This window comes from Streptomyces sp. MA5143a (assembly GCF_900290235.1).
Taxonomy (GTDB): Bacteria; Actinomycetota; Actinomycetes; order Streptomycetales; family Streptomycetaceae; genus Streptomyces.
The window spans coordinates 1-16,287 of record NZ_OLMK01000111.1 but is presented as its reverse complement, the minus strand read 5'-3'; the positions used below and the strand labels follow the sequence as shown (position 1 = coordinate 16,287).

The following is a 16,287-nucleotide window of genomic DNA, read 5'->3' as shown; positions in this document are numbered from 1 at the left end:
AGCTAGGCGGCGCTCATATGCTAAACCGCCGCCCGCCCGATCCCGCCACCGGGGTGGTCACAAGCCCCGACACATCAGGGCCAGACCCCCGAAAAGTCGATCTTCTCGGCCCACTCCGGGTGGTCTATCAGCGGGTTCCGGTTGCCCTGGAGCTCCGCTATGGCTGCGTTGCGGTGCAGTTCGTACTCGGTCACCGGCTCGCTCGCGTGCCACGACAGCAGCAGGGGCAGCCGGTCCTCGGGGAACTCGCGCGCCGTGTCACCGACCTGCTTCGGGTAGCGCAGCAGGAAGTACAGGGTGGCGCGGGCGACGGTGCCCTTGCCCTCCTGGGGCTCGAAGCCGTTGGACTCGCGCAGCCCGCAGGCGTCCCGGACCGCCTCGTCGAAGTGGGGGAAGTCGAAGTACGGGAAGTTGCCGCGGAAGCTGTTGCAACCGACCTCGCAGGCGAACAGATGGTGGAGGTCGCCCCGCATCGGCTCCTTCTTCAGGAACCACGACTGGGGCACCACGTGTTCGCAGTTGAACGGCATCGACGCCTCCAGCGCGTCGAACTCCGCCTCGAACTCGGCCGGTCCCGCCGTCCCCTCGTGCAGGAACAGCTCCTGGATACGGGCCGTGCGGGCCGCCTCGACGGCCGCGTCCGCGCGGATGAACTCCTCGGCGGAGAAGTCGTTCCCGGAGTAGATGCTGCGCAGCCGGCCGTCCCGGTGCAGATCCACCCACGGGTAGACGAGCCGCATCGGCTTGTAGCGGGGCCGCGGGTTGTGGGTTCGGGTCAGCAGTTCGGTGAGCGCGCGCCGCAGCGCGTCCCCGTCGTCGGTGGCGACGCCCGCGTAGTAGGCCTCGCGCGCGGCGGTGTCGGCGGGCCGGTCGTAGTACGGCCGCTCGCGGGCGAGCCGGTGGTTGACGAGGGCCGCGTCGACGTCGCGCTCCGCGGCGGACGCCGTGCCGGGCCGCCCGGTCGGGGGCGGTGCCATGGGCACGGGGCCGGGCGGCGGGGCGCTCACGCCCGCGACGGGGAACACCGACGGGTCGAGTCCGACGCTGATCCGCAGCGGGATCGTCAGATGAGCGGTGCCGTCGGCGACGAACGCCCGCGTACCGTCGGGCCCGGGCCGGGCCGACGCACCGTTGCCCGACGGAGCGGGCGCGGCCGGTGGCGGGGTGCTCTCGACCGGCGCCGGGGCGGGCCCGGCCGCGGCGGCCCGGGGGACGAACACCTCGTCCCGGAGCCGGGCGGCCGCACCGGTCAGGGTGACCTCGCGCAGGGCGCGCAGCACCCGGCTGATCCGCACCCCCTCGTTGGCCTTCCACGCCAGCCGGTCGTCGCCCATGTCCGGCGTCCACGGCACCCCGTCGACGCTCAGCGGACGTCCCTCGGCGTCGGTCTTGGGAACGGCCGAGTGGTGCAGCGCGACGACCTCCCACTGGTCGTTGAAGACCGGTGAACCCGAGGAACCCTCACGGGTGTCGCTCTCGTAGTGCGTGAACCGGTCGAGGATGTCGACGATCTGGTTCTCGCGCAGCGCCAACTGCTTCGGTTCGCCCCGCGGGTGCTGGATGATGTTGACGTACTCCCCGACGACGACCGTGCCCTGCGCCTCGCTCAGCGTCAGCCGGCCGAAGGACGCCAGGGCCTCGCCCCGCGCCCCGCGCTCGGCCACCGCGACCAGGCTGAAGTCCAGCTCCCGGTCGGTGACGAAGAACCGCTGCGGCTCCAGCTGGAACACCGCGGGTGTCAGCGGCCTGCCGTCGATCCCGGCCTGGAGCGAGAACGCGACCTCACTGCGGCGGGCCTCCTCCTGGCTGCGCAGCACATGGTTGTTGGTGAGCAGCAGGGACGGCGACACCATGAAGCCGGTGCCGTGCCCGCCGCCGGGCCCGTTGATGGTGACCCGGCCGACCGAGCGGGAGACGAGCGCCCCCTCCTCCAGGAACGCCACCGGGGTGAGGTTGTTGCGTCCGATCAGCCGCTCCAGCCCCAGCACGTCGCTGCCGAAGCTGTCCGGCGGCAGCCGCAGGGTGCTCCCGGCCGCCGCGACCGGGTCCGACGGCTCCCGCTCGATCGCCGTCGCCAGCGACCAGTCCGCGCCGAGCCGCGCCAGCCGCTTCTCGACCCGCTCAGGTTCGTCGGCGTGCAGCACGCCGCGGGTGCGCAGCACTTCCCGGTTCCGCTCCCGTCGCTCGGTGCGGTCCGCGTAGCGTGCGGCGGCGCTCGTCAACTGGGACAGGTAGTCGGGTTCCGTGGGGGAGAAGAGTTCCGCCGTGGTCATGATCCGCCTCCCGGTCTGGCGTGCGGTGGGATGGATGGGGTGGGTTGGCGCTGGGACGGGTCGGGGGGTGGGGGAGTGCTACGCCACGAGCCGTGTGCTGCGCGGCGCCTGGTCGGGTCGGCTGCCGAGGTAGCCCTGCGCGGAGAACGCGCCGGGGGAGAACGCGCCCGGTGTCACGTCGTCGCCCGCCGCGAGCTCCACACAGGCGGTCTGCGGCTGGGCCGTGCTGAGGCCGATACGGCAGGCGGTGGCCGTGAGCTTCACGGTGACGAAGTCGGTGATCTGCGCGCCGAACTCGATGGGTCGTCCGGCGATGGTGATGTCGCCCACGGTGAAGCCCCGGTCGCCCGGTACCTCGTAGACGGCCCGTACGGGGACGTCGGTGTCGCCGCGCTCGAACCGCCAGAAGCTCTTGGGGTCGGAGCCGTCGGGGGTGCTCCAGCCGTCGGTGGCGAGATCGTCGAAGTAGATGCCGACGGGATCGCTGAGCGCGATGTCCGCCTTCTGCCGGGCCACCGAGTTGACCACCTCGCCGATGTGCGGATCGCTGTTGCGGTCCGGTACGCCGTACTTGGCGCAGGCGATGAGTTCCTGAGCGCCGGTGAGTTCCCGGCCGCCGACGACCCGTCGGATCGTCGCCGCGGCCGCCAACTCGATCTCGGCGCCGAGGGTGTTGGACTGCTGGATGAGGTGCATCGCGCCCTGGGTGGTGGAGTCGTTCCACTGGTTGCGCCGCACGTACCGGCCGTCCGGGCCGAAGAGATCGCCCCGCCGCACGGCCGGGCCTATGTGCGCGCGGTAGAGGTCGAGCACCTTGTCCGGGTCGGTGCGGGCGAGCACGTCCCAGTACTCGGGGCCCTCACAGGTGAACGTGACGCGGGTGATTTTCCCCGAGTCGTCGCGGGTCACGCTCCACTCGCAGTACTCGTCCTGCACGTCGCGGCTGGCGTCGGCGCGCTGCCAGCGCTGCCGGTCGGAGATCGCGGACCTCAGCCGGTTCGGGAACGCCGTCCAAGTGACGGCCGCCCGGACCGCGTCCTCGGCGGTGTCCGTCCGGGTGAGGTTGTAGAACTGCGGCCGGGGGCTGTTGTGGAGCACCTCGGCGGGGTCCGGGCCGGTGATCGCCTCGTCGACGCTGTCGCTGATGAAGACGTGCCACGCCCGCCTGCCCGCGTCGTCGAGGTCGGTGAGCCGGCCGGGAGGCCCGTACGCGCTGATGGTGGTCATGGAGAACCTCCGCTGGTCGATTCACCGACGGTGCCGTCCTCGTGCATGCGCAGCCGAGGGGCGTCGGCGGGGATGTCGGTCGTCGGCAGGGTGAGCGCGAACTCGTTGAGCCGCATCTCCTTGAACGTGCGACGACGGGACTCCGCGAGCCGCACACAGTCGTCGAAGCCCGACGCCGTACGGATCCGCGCCGCGGCCTTCTCCAGGTACGCGTCCACCCGTCGGGCGAACACCTCGGGCCACTCCGCCTCCGGGACCGCCCAGTTGCGAGCGAACTCGGCCTCGGGACTGTCGGCGGGCAGGGTGCGCGCGGCATCGGTCACGGCCGCGGCGATGTCAGCGCACCATGTCGCCACGGGCACCGGGGCCGTCGGCACGTAACGCATCAGGTGCGCGCGGACGGGGCTGAAGACCGGCTCGGTGAAGTCGACCATCAGCGCGCAGGCCGCGAACCTGGCGGGGACGAGCCCCCGCTCCACCGCCTGCCGCACCACGTCGTTGTCCTCGTACGCGGCCTCGGGGACCATGAAGGCGAAGAACGTGTCGCCGGGCCGTGTGAACCCGCTGACCCGCTCCTCCATCCGGAAACCGAACGCGGCGACGCTGTCGGCGTAGAGGGACGCCGGCGCGGACGGCGCGCTTCCCGCGCCCACCGGCAGCCCGAGGTCGTTCAGCAGCGCGTCGGCGTTCAGCCAGAACCCCAGGGGCAGCACCAGGTCCTGGCCCGAGGCGGCCACGGTCGCGCTCTGCACGGACGTACTGGCCAGATTGACCGTGGTGCTGGTGAACAACTGCCGCAGCAGACGGTCGGGGTGGGTCACCATGCCGTCGGTGACGACCGTCGACAGGCGCGCGGCGGTCCACCGCGAGACGAGGCCCTTCACCGTGAGTTCCAGGCGCTCGGCACCGATGACCTGGCGGTACAGGGGGTTGTCGCGCAACGGGTCGTCGGGGGCGAGCTGGATCGTCGCGGACATGGACTGCCAGTTGCTCCAGGGCTGCTTCAACTCCTTCATGACGACACTGCCGTTGACATGGCTGTCGAAGCAGCCCTTGCCCCGTGACTCCGCAGCCAGCGCCGACCAGGAGTCACCGGTCCACACCCAGGCGGGCGAGATCCGCATGTAGTAGTTGAAGACCCGCGCCCGCGGATCCCAGGCGGCGACCTGGAGGAAGACCGAGCCGGGGTCGCTGCTGACCAGCAGATCGGCGTCCTTGCCCGGTTCCGCGCGAGTGATCGCGAAACGGAAGTCGCGGCGCAGCCCCGGCGCCTCGTGCGGCGGGATCTGCCCGGCCTCACCGATCAGGTACACGGACTGCGCCGGGAGTTCCCCCGCCTCCGTGAGCCCGTCGAGCACCTCCTCCAGCGTCATCGGCCAGCGGCCCCGCCGGAAGAAGACCCGGGCCATCGGGTCACGGAGCCCGTCGAACTGCTCCGCGGACATGGGCACCGGCCCCCGGTCCACCCCGCTCACCCCGCGGTGCAGCGTCCCCGGCCGCAGCCCGCCGCCCTCGTCGGCCGCCGTGACCGCCGCGGCCGTGCCGGGCGGCTCCGCCGACGGCCAGGCGGTCGCCCGCCGGCGTTCGGGGGTGCGCTCCCACAGCGACATGGTTCCTCCGCGCTCTGTGCCGCCCGTTCCCGGGCCGTCAGCGGAAACCGTCGAGGGCGAAGGACAGGGCCGCGTCGACGTTCACCAGACCCGCGCCGGTCGCCTCGTCCGGGCCGATCCGCGCCGGACGGTTGAATCTCGGATGGTTCGCGCCGATGGTGACGTCGACCGCCGTCGCCGCGAGCGCCTTGATGACCTGGGCCGGGGTCAGCTCAGGGCGGGCACCGAGCAGGACCGCCGCCGCGCCCGCGACCTGCGGCGCCGCCGCCGACGTACCGGAGAACAGCGCCCATCCGTCGTTCGGCGAGGTGTCGTCGCCGCGCTCGGGCCGCTGCCCGTCGCCCTGGGCCCGGCTCTCCGACACATCGAGAGCGCAGCCGGGCGGCACCGGCAGCATCAGGTACTGCGCCCGGGGCCGCATCCCGACCAGACCGGACACGACGGGCACCACGACCCCCTCGAACCAGGGACTCGCGTACCCGCTCGCGTAGTCGGACGCCCGCAGCTCCAGTTCCGGTCCCACGAACACCCCGCCGACCGAGAGCACACCCGGTACCTGCGGTTCCATGGCGAACTGCCCGTTCATCGCGGAGAAGACGACGGTGACGCCCTGCTCGACGGCGTCCCGGATCTCCAGGGCGAACACGTTGTCGGTCTCCGTCGGCGGGCCCACGGGTGGGAAGGTCCTCGACCCGCCCCAGGAGTTGGTGAGCACCTGGGGGGCGCCGCCGGCCCGCGCGGCCCGGCAGTCGGTCTTCGCGCGGATGAACGCCGTGAACGCGCCCGTCAGGTTCCCGGAGTTGTCGCTCGCCCGGTAGGGCCGCAGCTCGGCCCCGGGCGCCACGGCGAAGACGTTCGCGGACTCCCCGGTGCCGTGCCCGACGGGGTCCTGCGCGGGGTTCGTGCCGGGCAGGACCGCGACGGTCGGGGCGATCCGGTAGCCGTGCGCGGCGAAGTAGGTGTGCGGGAACTGCCCGGTGTCCACCATGGCGACCTGGACCCCGACCCCCACCTGGCCCCGGGCATGGGCGCGGGTGGCGCCGAGCAGCATGGCGACGTCGCCCGGCAGCCGCAGGTGGAACCGGTCGACGTTGGGCGGCTGCGCGGACGGCACCAGACGCGCCGGTGTCCTCGGCGACTCCAGCGCCACGGCCTCGATCGCGTCGGTGCCGGGTACGTCGCCCACCCCGTGGGCCTCGGGCTGCCGCTCGCCCACGATGTCCAGCTGGGTGACGTACCGGATGTGGTCCATCTCGACCTGGTGCAGGTCCTCGTACGTCTCGAGCCGGCCGCCCGTCAGTTCCTCGTACGCGGCGGGCGGCCCGCTCACGGCGAACCCGAGGCGGCTCTCGGCGGTGACGGTGAGTCCGGCCGCGAGGAGGTACGCCTCGGCGCGCTCCTGGCTCTCCGGGTCGGTCCGGAAGGGCTCGGCCGCGTCCCACCGCGTGGCCCGGGTCATCGGTACCCCGCCCCGCGACCGGGCGGACACATAGCCGTACACGTGGTCCGGCGCGGGCTGCCCGTACTGGGGCGTCATGGGGAGCGTCATCGGGTCCTCCAGGGGTCGCCGCGGGGGAGGGCGACCGGGGCGGTCGTCGCTCAGTCCGGGAAAGGGGGGTCGGCGTCCGGGAACGGGGTGTCGGCGCCGAGGGCGGGCAGCGGCAGGACGGTGACGGACCGCGCCGTGCCTTCGAGCGCCGCCGGGACCGGGAGGGACCGGGGTTCCGCGCGATCGCCCGGAGGTTCGCCGAAGGCCTCGGTGAACCGGTCGGCGGAGCCCGTGAGAAGGGCACCCGCGGCCATGGGCGTCACATCGAGCCCGTGCTCGCCGGCCCAGCCGGCCAGCCCACCCGACGGTGCGTCGGCGCGCAACCGCACGAGGGCCTCGACGAATTCCGCTCCGGAGCCGTCGCTCTGATCCGCTGCCACGGTGTCTCCGGTCTGTTTGGGTCGGCGGTCTGTGTGAGCGGTCCCCCTTTCGATGCTGACAGGTGCGGTAAATATGCGCAAAAGGGGTATTTCTCCTGTCGGGGTGCGGGCCACGCGGCCCGTGCGGGCGCCTCCTTGACGCGTCTGACCGGCACACCTACGTTCCCCTGGACGTGATCAGCCGCGATCAGACAGGCAGGTCGACGATGACGGACGCCCCACCCTCCGACGACACTCCCTCGGTCCGCCCCCTCCAGGTGGAGACGCACGGCCTCGACGTGATCGGCGACGCCGACCGCAAGGGCACCCCACGCACCCTCTTCTGGCCCTGGTTCGGCGCCAACGTCTCCGTCCTCGGCATGAGTTACGGCGCGTTCGCCCTCGGCTTCGGCATCTCATTCGGACAGGCCCTGACCGCCGGGATCCTCGGCATCGTCTTCTCGTTCCTGCTGTGCGGCTTCGTCGCGGTCGCCGGGAAACGCGGCTCGGCACCCACCATGGTGCTCAGCCGCGCCGCCTACGGGGTGCGCGGGAACCGGCTGCCCGCGGCCGTGTCCTGGCTGCTCACCGTCGGCTGGGAGACCGCCCTGTGCGCCCTCGCCACCATGGCCACCGCGACCGTCTTCCGCAGGTTCGGCACCGGCGGGGGCGACGAGACCAAGGTGGTGGCGCTCGTCCTCGTCGCCGCGCTCGTCGTGGTCGTCGGCGTCATGGGCTTCGACCTCATCATGCGCCTCCAGACCGTCATCACCGTCGTCACCGGGATCCTGACGCTCGTGTACGTCGTGCTGGTGGCCGACCACATCCACTGGTCCACCGTCAGCGCCGTACCCGCGGGCTCCGCCCAGGAGTTCATCGGCGCCCTCGTCTTCATGATGACCGGCTTCGGCCTCGGCTGGGTCAACGCGGCGGCCGACTACTCCCGTTACCTGCCCCGCACCGCCTCCGGCCGGGGCGTCGTCGGCTGGACCACCCTCGGCGCCAGTCTGGCCCCGCTGCTCCTGCTGGTCTTCGGCCTGCTCCTCGCCGGCTCCTCCGCCGGACTCGGCGACGCGATCGCCCTCGACCCCGTCGGCGCGCTCACCACGCTCCTGCCCACCTGGTTCCTGATCCCGTTCGCCGCCGTCGCCGTGCTCGGTCTCGTCGGCGGCGCGGTCCTCGACATCTACTCCTCCGGCCTCGCCCTGCTCGCCGCGGGCCTGCGCGTGCCCCGCCCCCTGGCCGCGCTGGTCGACGGCGTCCTGATGATCGCGGGCGCCGTCTACATCGTCTTCTTCGCCGACGACTTCCTCGGCCCGTTCATCGGCTTCCTCACCACGCTCGGCGTGCCCATCGCCGCCTGGTGCGGGGTGATGCTGGCCGACCTGCTGCTGCGCCGCCGCGACTACGCCGAGGAGGACCTGTTCCGTCCGGGCGGCCGCTACGGCGACATCCCACCGGGCCCCCTCCTGCTCACCCTCGGCGCCACGGCCCTCGGTTGGGGCCTGGTCACCAACACGGCGGCGGGCTGGCTGGACTGGCAGGGCTATCTGCTCGGCCCCCTCGGCCTCGGCGGCAGGACCGGCGACTGGGCCTTCGCCAACCTGGGCGTTCTGATCGCCCTGGCGGTCGGTTTCCTCGGCACCCTGCTGCTGTCCCGGGGCCGGGTGCGGACGCAGGAGGGGACGCGCATGACCACGAACCAGCCCCACGGCGCCCCTGACGCCCCGTTCACGGACCCGTCCCCCGACGCCCCCGGCACCCCGCCCGGTCTGCTCGCCGTCATCGACATGCAGCGGGTCTTCGCCGAACCGGACAGCCCCTGGGCCGCGCCCCGCTTCGACGAGGCCGCGGCCGGAGTGCGGCGCCTGCTCCCGGCGTTCGGCGACCGCGTCGTGTTCACCCGGTTCATCGCGCCGGAACACCCCGAGGGCGCCTGGCGGGCGTACTACGACCGGTGGACGTTCGCCCTGCGGCCGGCCGACGCCCCGCTCTGGCACCTGGTCGACGACTTCTCGGAAAGCCTCCCCGGCGGCGCACGGCACCTCCTGGACGCCCCCACCTTCGGCAAATGGGGCCCGGACCTCGCCGCCCGCATCGGCGGGGACGGGCGCCTGGTCCTGGCCGGGGTCAGCACCGACTGCTGTGTGCTGTCCACCGCCCTCGCCGCCGCCGACGCCGGGGTCGAGGTGCTGGTGGTCGCCGACGCCTGCGCCGGCGCCGACGACGACTCCCACGCCAAGGCCCTGCACGTACTGGGCCTGTACCGGCCCCTGGTACGGGTGGTGACCGTCGACGAGGTCCTCGCTCAGTCGCGCCCCGCGCCCCGGTAGAGGTCCAGCTCCCCGTCGAGTTCTACGGCGAGCACCGTCGCGTACGGGTCGAGGTCGGCCTCGCCGGGGGCGTCGATCCAGGTCACGCCGGGCACCGCGTCGAGGCCGCCGACCACCCGGTGGTCCAGCTCGGTGCCCGTGCCGAGGACGGTGACCCGGGTGACCGGGTTGCGCAGTCCCCGGACCGCCACGGACTCGCGCGGCACGTCGAAGCACATCAGGTACAGGGTGCGCAGGTCGGCGGAGAGCGTGCTGGGGCCGTAGTGATGCCCGGCGGGCAGCCCTGCGACCGTGCCGTACACGGCGTCGCGGTGGCGGCCGATCCACGTGCCGAGCCCTTCCAGCCGCTCGATCTGCTCGTCGGTGATCGTCCCGTCCTCGCGGGGCCCGACCCCCAGCAGCAGATTGCCGCCCATGCCGATCGTCTCGGTGAAGTAGCGCACCAGTTGGCGCACCGACTTGTGGTGGTCGTCGTGGTGCTGGAAGCCCCATGAGTCGTTGACGGTGAGGCACAACTCCCACGGTCCGTCGGGTGCTTCGAGCGGCACGCCCTGCTCCGGGGTGGCGTAGTCGCCGTGGCTCAGCATGCGGGCGTTGAGGACGGTGTCCGGGTTCTCCGCGAGGATCAATCGGGCCAACTCCGCGATCCGCCACTGTTGTTCGGTGCGTTCCCACTCGCCGTCGAACCAGAGCAGGTCGGGGCGGAAGCGCTCCACCAGCTCACCCACCTGGGCGTCGCGGTAGGCGAGGAAGCGGTCCCAGGCGGCGGGGTCCTCCTCGCCGGGCGCGGCATGGGAGTACGGGTTGGCGTCGTTGCCACCGGGGTGGCTCTGCGGCCACCGTTCGATGTCGGGGTGGCGGACGCTCGCGTAGTCCGGGTGGTTCCAGTCGGAGTGCGAGTAGTAGAGGCCGACCTTCAGGCCGCGCTCGCGCAGCGCGTCGACGTACCCGGCGACCAGGTCCCGGCCCGCCGGGCTGCGCCGGACCACGCTCAGGTCGCCCTGCGCGGTGTCCCACAGGGCGACACCGTCGTGGTGCCGGGCGGTGAGCACCGCGTACCGCGCGCCGGCGCGGGCGAACAGGTCGGCCCAGGCCCGCGGGTCGTAGCGGGAGGCGGTGAAGCCGTCGAGCTGTTTCATGTACTGCTCGTGCGTCACCTCGCCCCAGTAGAAGGACCAGGACTCGGGCACTCCGTCCACGGCGTAGATGCCGTAGTGGACGAAGATGCCCAGCTTGGCGTCGGGAAACCAGGGGTGCATGGTCATGCGCCCACGCTAGGCGGAGCGCCCCGGCGGGCGCGTGGGCGCCGGTCACCACCGCTGGTCCATTCTCACCACCGGCGTTGACGACCGCATACTCGCCATGTCGAGCCCACGCGGCCCCTCAGAGAACGAGCGGGACAACCCACCGGAGATCCTCCTCGTCAGCGCGACGGGCGTGACCACTCCCGCAGGGCCGCCGAAGCGCGCGCCCGCGGCACGGGCCGGGGTGTCCACGGCCACGGTGTCCGACGCGCTCAACGGCACCGGGCTGCTGTCGGAGGCGACCAGGACCCTCGCCGGTCCACACGGCGCCCGGTGCGGCGGAGGAACGGCACACCGTGACCGCGGGGTCCCGGGTCATGAGGGAGCGGCCAGGTCCTCATGGATCTGGCCGCTCCGCTGTGCAGGGGCGGCAGGATTTGAACCTGCGGCGTGCGGGTTTGGAATCCGCTGCTCTGGCCGGGCTGAGCTACGCCCCTTCGGTGATGGGAGCCTGTCACGGGGGCGGGCCCCGCTGCCACCGCATTTTCGAACCGTGCGCCGGCAGGGGATCAAGTGCCGGGTGGAGCCGCCCGCCCGCGGGCAGCTCCGTCGGAGGCCGCAGGACGCCTTGAGCGCGGCGAGGGGGCACGGACACCACGACGCACGAGCCCGGCCCCCGTCCGCCGCAGGGGGCAGCGGCGGAGCACAGGAATGGGCGTCGGTGGATCGGGTACGCGAGGGGCGTCGCGCCCGGTACGGATCTTGTCCGGGCGGCCCGTCCCCACTATCAGGGATCTTCCCATGGACATACCCGCCAACAACCATCCCGCGCCCCAGGACGCCACACCGGCCCAGCAGGCGCTGACCGCCCTCGCCCTCGACAACGGCGACACGGCCGCGCTGGACACCCTGGCCGGAAGCGACGTCCTGGTCCCCGTGCCGGACGACGCCGACGACGCGGCCCTGAGCGACCCCACGGCCGTGGCGCTGCCCGTCCTGGAGCAGCCCGGGGGCGAACAGGTCGTCCCGGTGTTCACCTCGGAGCCGGCGATGGCCGAGCTGCTGCCGTTCGTCTCCCGCTACCGTCTGGTACCGCTCGGGGCCCTCGCCTCCCAGTGGCCCGACAGCGATCTGTCCCTGACCATCGACGCCGGCTCGCCGTACGGCCTGACCCTCGACGCCCACGACGTGGGCACCCTCCTGGGCGGGCACGACTTCTGACCGCCACCGTCCGGGGAGAGGGCCCGAGGCGCGCACGGACCTCGCAGCCCCTTCCCGGGGAGCGGGCGCCCGCTGCGGCGGGTGTCAGTCGCCGCGCAGCGTCCTGGCCAGGGCGTCGCGCTGCAGGGGCAGCACCTCGGAGTGCAGCGAGCGGCCCTTGTCGGTCAGCGCGACCCGCACCCCGCGCCGGTCCTCGGCGCAGACCGAGCGCGTGACCAGGCCGTCCTTCTCCAGCCGTGCGATCAGCCGGGACAGGGCGCTCTGACTGAGGTGGACCTTCCCCGCGATGTTCTGCACCCGGCAGTGGTCGTCCGCGTCCGAGGCCGCGAGCCCGGACGCGAGGACGTCCAGCACCTCGAAGTCGCTGGCCCCGAGGCCGTGGGGATGCAGCGCGCGGTCGATCTCGCACATCGTGCGGGCGTGCACCGCGAGGATGTCCCGCCACCGTTCCTCGAGCCGGGCATCGGCCGTGTTGGCTGCCATATGTGCACGGTAACAGAGGGTGCGGGGGAGGCCGTCCGGGCAGTTCACGCCGGGATCTACACGGGCTTGAGCCAGATCGTCGCCAGCGGCGGCAGGGTCAGCGGGAGCGTGGCGGGGCGGCCGTCGTAGGGGGTGGGCTCCGCCTTCACCGGGTCGGGGTTGACGACGTCACCGCCTCCGTAGACAGCGGCGTCGGTGTTGAGGACCTCCCGCCAGGCGGAGACGTCGCCGGGCGCCCCCAGGCGGTAGTCGTGGCGGACCACGGGGCTGAGGTTGGAGACCGACAGCAGCGGGGTGCCGTCCGCGGCGAGCCGCAGGAACGCGAAGACGTTGTCCTCGGCGGCGTCGCCCTTCACCCACTGGAAGCCCGCCGGATCACTGTCGCGCTGCCAGAGTGCCGGGGTGCCCCGGTAGAGCGTGTTCAGATCACGGACCAGGTCCTTCACACCCCGGTGATCGGGCTCCGCGCCGTACCCGGGGTCGAGGAGCCACCAGTCCGGGCCGTGCGGCTCGGACCATTCGCCGCCCTGGGCGAACTCCTGCCCCATGAAGAGGAGCTGCTTGCCGGGGTGCGCCCACATGAAGCCGAGATAGGCGCGGTGGTTCGCCCGCCGCTGCCACCAGTCGCCCGGCATCTTCGACACCAGCGCCTGCTTGCCGTGCACCACCTCGTCGTGCGAGATCGGCAGCACGTAGTTCTCGCTGTACGCATACACCATCGAGAACGTCATCTCGTCGTGGTGGTACTTGCGGTGCACCGGCTCCTTCGCCATGTAGCCGAGGGAGTCGTGCATCCAGCCCATGTTCCACTTCAGCCCGAAGCCCAGCCCGCCGCCGTCGGTCGGCCGGGTCACGCCGTCCCACGCCGTGGACTCCTCCGCGATGGTCACCACGCCCGGCGCCCGCCGGTACACGGTCGCGTTCATCTCCTGGAGGAAGGCCACAGCGTCCAGGTCCTCACGCCCGCCGAACACGTTCGGCGACCACTGGCCGGAGTCACGCGAGTAGTCGAGGTAGAGCATCGACGCGACCGCGTCCACCCGCAGCCCGTCGACGTGGAACTCCTCGCACCAGTACACGGCGTTCGCGACGAGGAAGTTGCGGACCTCGGTGCGCCCGAAGTCGAACTCGTACGTCCCCCAGTCCGGGTGCTCGGCCCGCCGCCAGTCCCCGGGCTCGTACAGCGGCTCCCCGTCGAAGCGGGCCAGCGCCCAGTCGTCCTTGGGGAAGTGCGCCGGCACCCAGTCCATGATCACGCCGATCCCCGCCCGGTGCAGGGAGTCGATCAGGTGCTTCAGGTCGTCCGGGCCGCCGAGCCGTGCCGTGGGCGCGTAGAACCCGGTGACCTGGTAGCCCCAGGACCCGCTGAACGGGTGCTGGGAGACCGGCATGAACTCCACATGCGTGAAACCCAGGTCCCGCACATACGCCGGAAGCTCCTCGGCCAGCTCACGGTACGTCAACCCCGGTTTCCAGGACGGCAGATGGACCTCGTACACGGAGAACGGCGCCTCGTGCACCGGGGTGTCCCCGCGTCGCGCCATCCACTCCGCGTCGCCCCACTCGTGGTGCGAGACCGTCACCACGGACGCCGTCGCGGGCGGCACCTCAGCCTGCCGTGCCATCGGGTCGGCCTTGAGGAGACGGTGCCCGTGCCGTGAGGTGATCTCGAACTTGTACCGGGCGCCCTCACCGACGCCCGGCAGGAACAGCTCCCACACCCCGGACGACCCCAGTGACCGCATCGGGAACGCCGTACCGTCCCAGCAGCCGAAGTCACCGGCGACCCGCACCCCTTGCGCGTTGGGCGCCCACACCGTGAAACGGGTGCCGGCCACACCCTGGTGGACCATCGGCTCGGCACCCAGCGCCTTCCACAACTGCTCGTGACGGCCCTCCCGGATCAGATGCAGATCCAGGTCGCCGAGCGCCGGAAGGAACCGGTACGGGTCGTGGATCTCCAGGTCGGCGTCCTCGTACGACACCAGCAGCGTGTAGTCGGGGATCGCGTCGAGCGGCACCACCCCCGCGAAGAGGCCGTCGCCCTCCGACGAGAGGTACGTGCGCACCCCGTCGATGACGACCCGCACCGCGTGGGCGTACGGCCGCAGCGCCCGGACGGCGATCCCGCCGGGCACCGGGTGCGCGCCCAGGAGGGAGTGCGGGTCGTGGTGGGCGCCCGCCAGCAGCCGCCCCCGGTCCTCGGCGGACAGGGGAGGGGCACCCGCGAAGGTGCCCGGCGGGTGCGGCGGCGGGCCGGCCGACTCGGGGGGAGTGGTGTCGCGCAGGGCCACTGCTTCAGCCTCCTCTTACGGCGAGACGCTCGATCGCCGCCATCGGTACGGGGAGCCAGTCGGGTCGGTGCCGTGCCTCGTACAGAACCTCGTACACGGCCCGGTCGGTCTCATACGCGCGCAGCAGACCGTGCTTCTTGCGCGGGTCCCAGCCGGCGCGGGCGGCATATCCCGCGCAGTACGCCTCACGGCACAGGCGCGCCCACTCGGGGCGCCAGGGGCGTCGCTGCCGGGCGGCGTAGTCGAAGGAGCGCAGCATCCCCGCGATGTCCCGCACCGGGGACTGGGCGCCGCACCGCTCGGCGAGCGGACGGGATGGCTCGCCCTCGAAGTCGATGACGAACCACTCCCGGCCGGCCCGCAGCACCTGCCCCAGGTGCAGATCGCCGTGGATGCGCTGCGCGGGCGGCCCGGCGTCGCAGGTGAGCAGCGCACGGAACGCGGTCCGCAGGCCGGGCACGTACGGCCGCAGCGCCGGCACACTGCGCGCCGCCGCGTCGAGCCGCTCGGTCATCGCGGCCGCCGTCCGCGTGTTCTCGTCGTGCTCCCCGGCGGGGAAGGCCGACGCGAGCGCGAGGTGCACCTCCGCCGTGGCCCGCCCCAGCTCACGGGCCTGCGCCGTGAAGTCGTCGCCGGCGGCGAGCGCGCCCAGCGCCAGCGTCCAGCCGTCGGAGGCGTCCGGCAGGAACGGCTGGAGCACACCGAGGGTCGCCGCGAACGGACGGGTCGTCCGCAACCACGCCACCGGCGCCGGTACCCGGCCGCAGCCCTGGCCCGCCAGTGCGCCGGGCACCTCAAGATCGGGGTTGACGCCGGGCTGGATGCGCCGGAACACCTTCAGGATGAACGCGTCGCCGTACACCAGCGACGAGTTGGACTGCTCGGCGTCCAGCAGCCGCGGCGCCAGCCCGGCCGGTACGCGCGCCGACGGATCGGCCTCGAAGCGCAGCGGGCCCGCCGCCCCCGGGTTCCGCAGCCGCTCCAGCAGCAGGTGCGCCGACCGGGGGTCGTACAGCGCGTCGTAGACCGTGTGGCCCGCGAGCGGACCCTCCTGCACCTGCCCGATGAGGGCCCGGCCCAGGCGCGGCGCCGGATGGTCCCGTACGCCGAGCAGCAGCTGGTAGCAGTCGCCGCCGGCCGGGGGGGTGCCGCCGGGGGCCGGCACCCCGCCGTGACAGCTGTGACCGGCATGACCGGTGTGCACCAGAAGATGTAGACATCCCGGATACAGCTCCGTCATGGACAGCAGCGCGAGGTCCGTGACCGGCCGGTCCTTGCCGGCGAACCAGCGCTGCCGGGGCAGCCAGTCGCGCAGCAGTCCCGCGAGCGAGGTCATCAGGTCGGCGGCCCTGTCGCTGCTCGGCCGGAGCAATGCGGTCTTCGGCATGGTGACGTCCTTTCACCGGCCCGCGCTTCAACGCCCTAGGGCAGCACGGGAGAGGACTCGGGAGAGCCGGAACCAGTAGAAGCCGTGGCCCGCGAGGGTGAGGAGGTAGGGGAGTTCACCGATGGCGGGGAAACGGACCTGGCCGATGAGTTCGACGGGGTGGCGTCCGTCGTAGGCGCTCAGGTCGAGTTCGGTGGGCTGTGCGAACCGGGAGAAGTTGTTGACGCACAGCACCAGATCGTCCTTGTACTCGCGGAGATAGGCGAGGACCGCCGGGTTGGACGAGTGGAGTTCCGTGTACGACCCC

At 72.5% G+C, this 16,287-nt stretch carries 12 protein-coding genes, 1 tRNA gene and 1 pseudogene; 3 read left to right on the top strand and 11 right to left on the bottom strand.

Translation table 11 applies throughout. The features are described from left to right. Positions 1–74 precede the first annotated feature (74 nt). The 5 genes from SMA5143A_RS37205 to SMA5143A_RS37185 all read right to left on the bottom strand — a co-directional run bounded on the left by SMA5143A_RS37205 (position 75) and on the right by SMA5143A_RS37185 (position 7,039). The gene (locus tag SMA5143A_RS37205) at positions 75–2,273 is read right to left on the bottom strand and encodes an endonuclease (RefSeq protein WP_107467224.1); all 2,199 of its coding nucleotides are present in this window, start codon (positions 2,271–2,273) and stop codon (positions 75–77) included. Positions 2,274–2,351: 78 nt separating this feature from the next. After that, on the bottom strand, positions 2,352–3,500 hold the full coding sequence (locus SMA5143A_RS37200; protein ID WP_107467223.1) for a hypothetical protein: 1,149 nt from the start codon (positions 3,498–3,500) through the stop codon (positions 2,352–2,354). After that, entirely contained in the window at positions 3,497–5,110 is a 1,614-nt protein-coding gene (locus tag SMA5143A_RS37195) for a hypothetical protein (protein ID WP_107467222.1), read from the bottom strand. The genes SMA5143A_RS37200 and SMA5143A_RS37195 overlap by 4 nt, the downstream gene beginning before the upstream one ends. Positions 5,111–5,147: 37 nt before the next feature. Next, positions 5,148–6,659, bottom strand: a complete 1,512-nt coding sequence (locus SMA5143A_RS37190; protein WP_107467221.1) for a S8 family serine peptidase — start codon at positions 6,657–6,659, stop codon at positions 5,148–5,150. 50 nt (positions 6,660–6,709) lie between these two features. Next, complete coding sequence (locus SMA5143A_RS37185) at positions 6,710–7,039, bottom strand: hypothetical protein (RefSeq protein WP_107467220.1); 330 nt, start codon at positions 7,037–7,039, stop codon at positions 6,710–6,712. 206 nt (positions 7,040–7,245) lie between these two features. Between SMA5143A_RS37185 and SMA5143A_RS37180 the strand changes: the two are divergent. Both SMA5143A_RS37180 and SMA5143A_RS43545 read left to right on the top strand, forming a co-directional pair. Then, positions 7,246–8,700, top strand: a pseudogene (locus SMA5143A_RS37180) (purine-cytosine permease family protein); the annotation flags it as partial. Positions 8,701–8,790: 90 nt separating this feature from the next. Continuing rightward, positions 8,791–9,351, top strand: a complete 561-nt coding sequence (locus tag SMA5143A_RS43545) for a cysteine hydrolase family protein (RefSeq protein ID WP_308812064.1) — start codon at positions 8,791–8,793, stop codon at positions 9,349–9,351. On the opposite strand, the gene SMA5143A_RS37175 is transcribed toward SMA5143A_RS43545, so the two are convergent. Both SMA5143A_RS37175 and SMA5143A_RS37165 read right to left on the bottom strand, forming a co-directional pair. After that, the gene (locus SMA5143A_RS37175) at positions 9,327–10,616 is read right to left on the bottom strand and encodes an alpha-L-fucosidase (RefSeq protein ID WP_107467218.1); all 1,290 of its coding nucleotides are present in this window, start codon (positions 10,614–10,616) and stop codon (positions 9,327–9,329) included. The genes SMA5143A_RS43545 and SMA5143A_RS37175 overlap by 25 nt on opposite strands. A gap of 401 nt (positions 10,617–11,017) precedes the next feature. Further along, positions 11,018–11,092 (bottom strand) — tRNA-Trp (locus SMA5143A_RS37165). Positions 11,093–11,396: 304 nt separating this feature from the next. Here SMA5143A_RS37165 and SMA5143A_RS37160 point away from each other — a divergent pair. After that, positions 11,397–11,816, top strand: coding sequence for an SseB family protein (locus tag SMA5143A_RS37160; protein ID WP_107467217.1), 420 nt, complete (start codon positions 11,397–11,399; stop codon positions 11,814–11,816). 84 nt (positions 11,817–11,900) lie between these two features. On the opposite strand, the gene SMA5143A_RS37155 is transcribed toward SMA5143A_RS37160, so the two are convergent. The 4 genes from SMA5143A_RS37155 to SMA5143A_RS37140 form a co-directional block, all read right to left on the bottom strand. Continuing rightward, on the bottom strand, positions 11,901–12,299 hold the full coding sequence (locus SMA5143A_RS37155; RefSeq protein ID WP_107467216.1) for a MarR family winged helix-turn-helix transcriptional regulator: 399 nt from the start codon (positions 12,297–12,299) through the stop codon (positions 11,901–11,903). A 56-nt stretch (positions 12,300–12,355) separates the two neighbouring features. Beyond that, a complete protein-coding gene (gene glgB / locus SMA5143A_RS37150; protein WP_107467215.1) occupies positions 12,356–14,593 on the bottom strand; it encodes a 1,4-alpha-glucan branching enzyme in 2,238 nt (745 codons plus the stop codon). A gap of 4 nt (positions 14,594–14,597) precedes the next feature. Next, complete coding sequence (locus SMA5143A_RS37145; RefSeq protein WP_107467214.1) at positions 14,598–15,980, bottom strand: maltokinase N-terminal cap-like domain-containing protein; 1,383 nt, start codon at positions 15,978–15,980, stop codon at positions 14,598–14,600. Between the two features lie 27 nt (positions 15,981–16,007). Further along, the coding region (locus SMA5143A_RS37140; RefSeq protein WP_181362206.1) for an alpha-glucosidase C-terminal domain-containing protein at positions 16,008–16,287 on the bottom strand (280 nt) is incomplete at its 5' end.

Bases quoted from the DNA above. Each gene is read 5' to 3' on its own strand.
- SMA5143A_RS37205 (WP_107467224.1), bottom strand. From the start codon at position 2,273: ATGACCACGGCGGAACTCTTCTCCCCCACGGAACCCGACTACCTGTCC.
- SMA5143A_RS37200 (WP_107467223.1), bottom strand. From the start codon at position 3,500: ATGACCACCATCAGCGCGTACGGGCCTCCCGGCCGGCTCACCGACCTC.
- SMA5143A_RS37195 (WP_107467222.1), bottom strand. From the start codon at position 5,110: ATGTCGCTGTGGGAGCGCACCCCCGAACGCCGGCGGGCGACCGCCTGG.
- SMA5143A_RS37190 (WP_107467221.1), bottom strand. From the start codon at position 6,659: ATGACGCTCCCCATGACGCCCCAGTACGGGCAGCCCGCGCCGGACCAC.
- SMA5143A_RS37175 (WP_107467218.1), bottom strand. From the start codon at position 10,616: ATGACCATGCACCCCTGGTTTCCCGACGCCAAGCTGGGCATCTTCGTC.
- SMA5143A_RS37160 (WP_107467217.1), top strand. From the start codon at position 11,397: ATGGACATACCCGCCAACAACCATCCCGCGCCCCAGGACGCCACACCG.
- SMA5143A_RS37155 (WP_107467216.1), bottom strand. From the start codon at position 12,299: ATGGCAGCCAACACGGCCGATGCCCGGCTCGAGGAACGGTGGCGGGAC.
- SMA5143A_RS37145 (WP_107467214.1), bottom strand. From the start codon at position 15,980: ATGCCGAAGACCGCATTGCTCCGGCCGAGCAGCGACAGGGCCGCCGAC.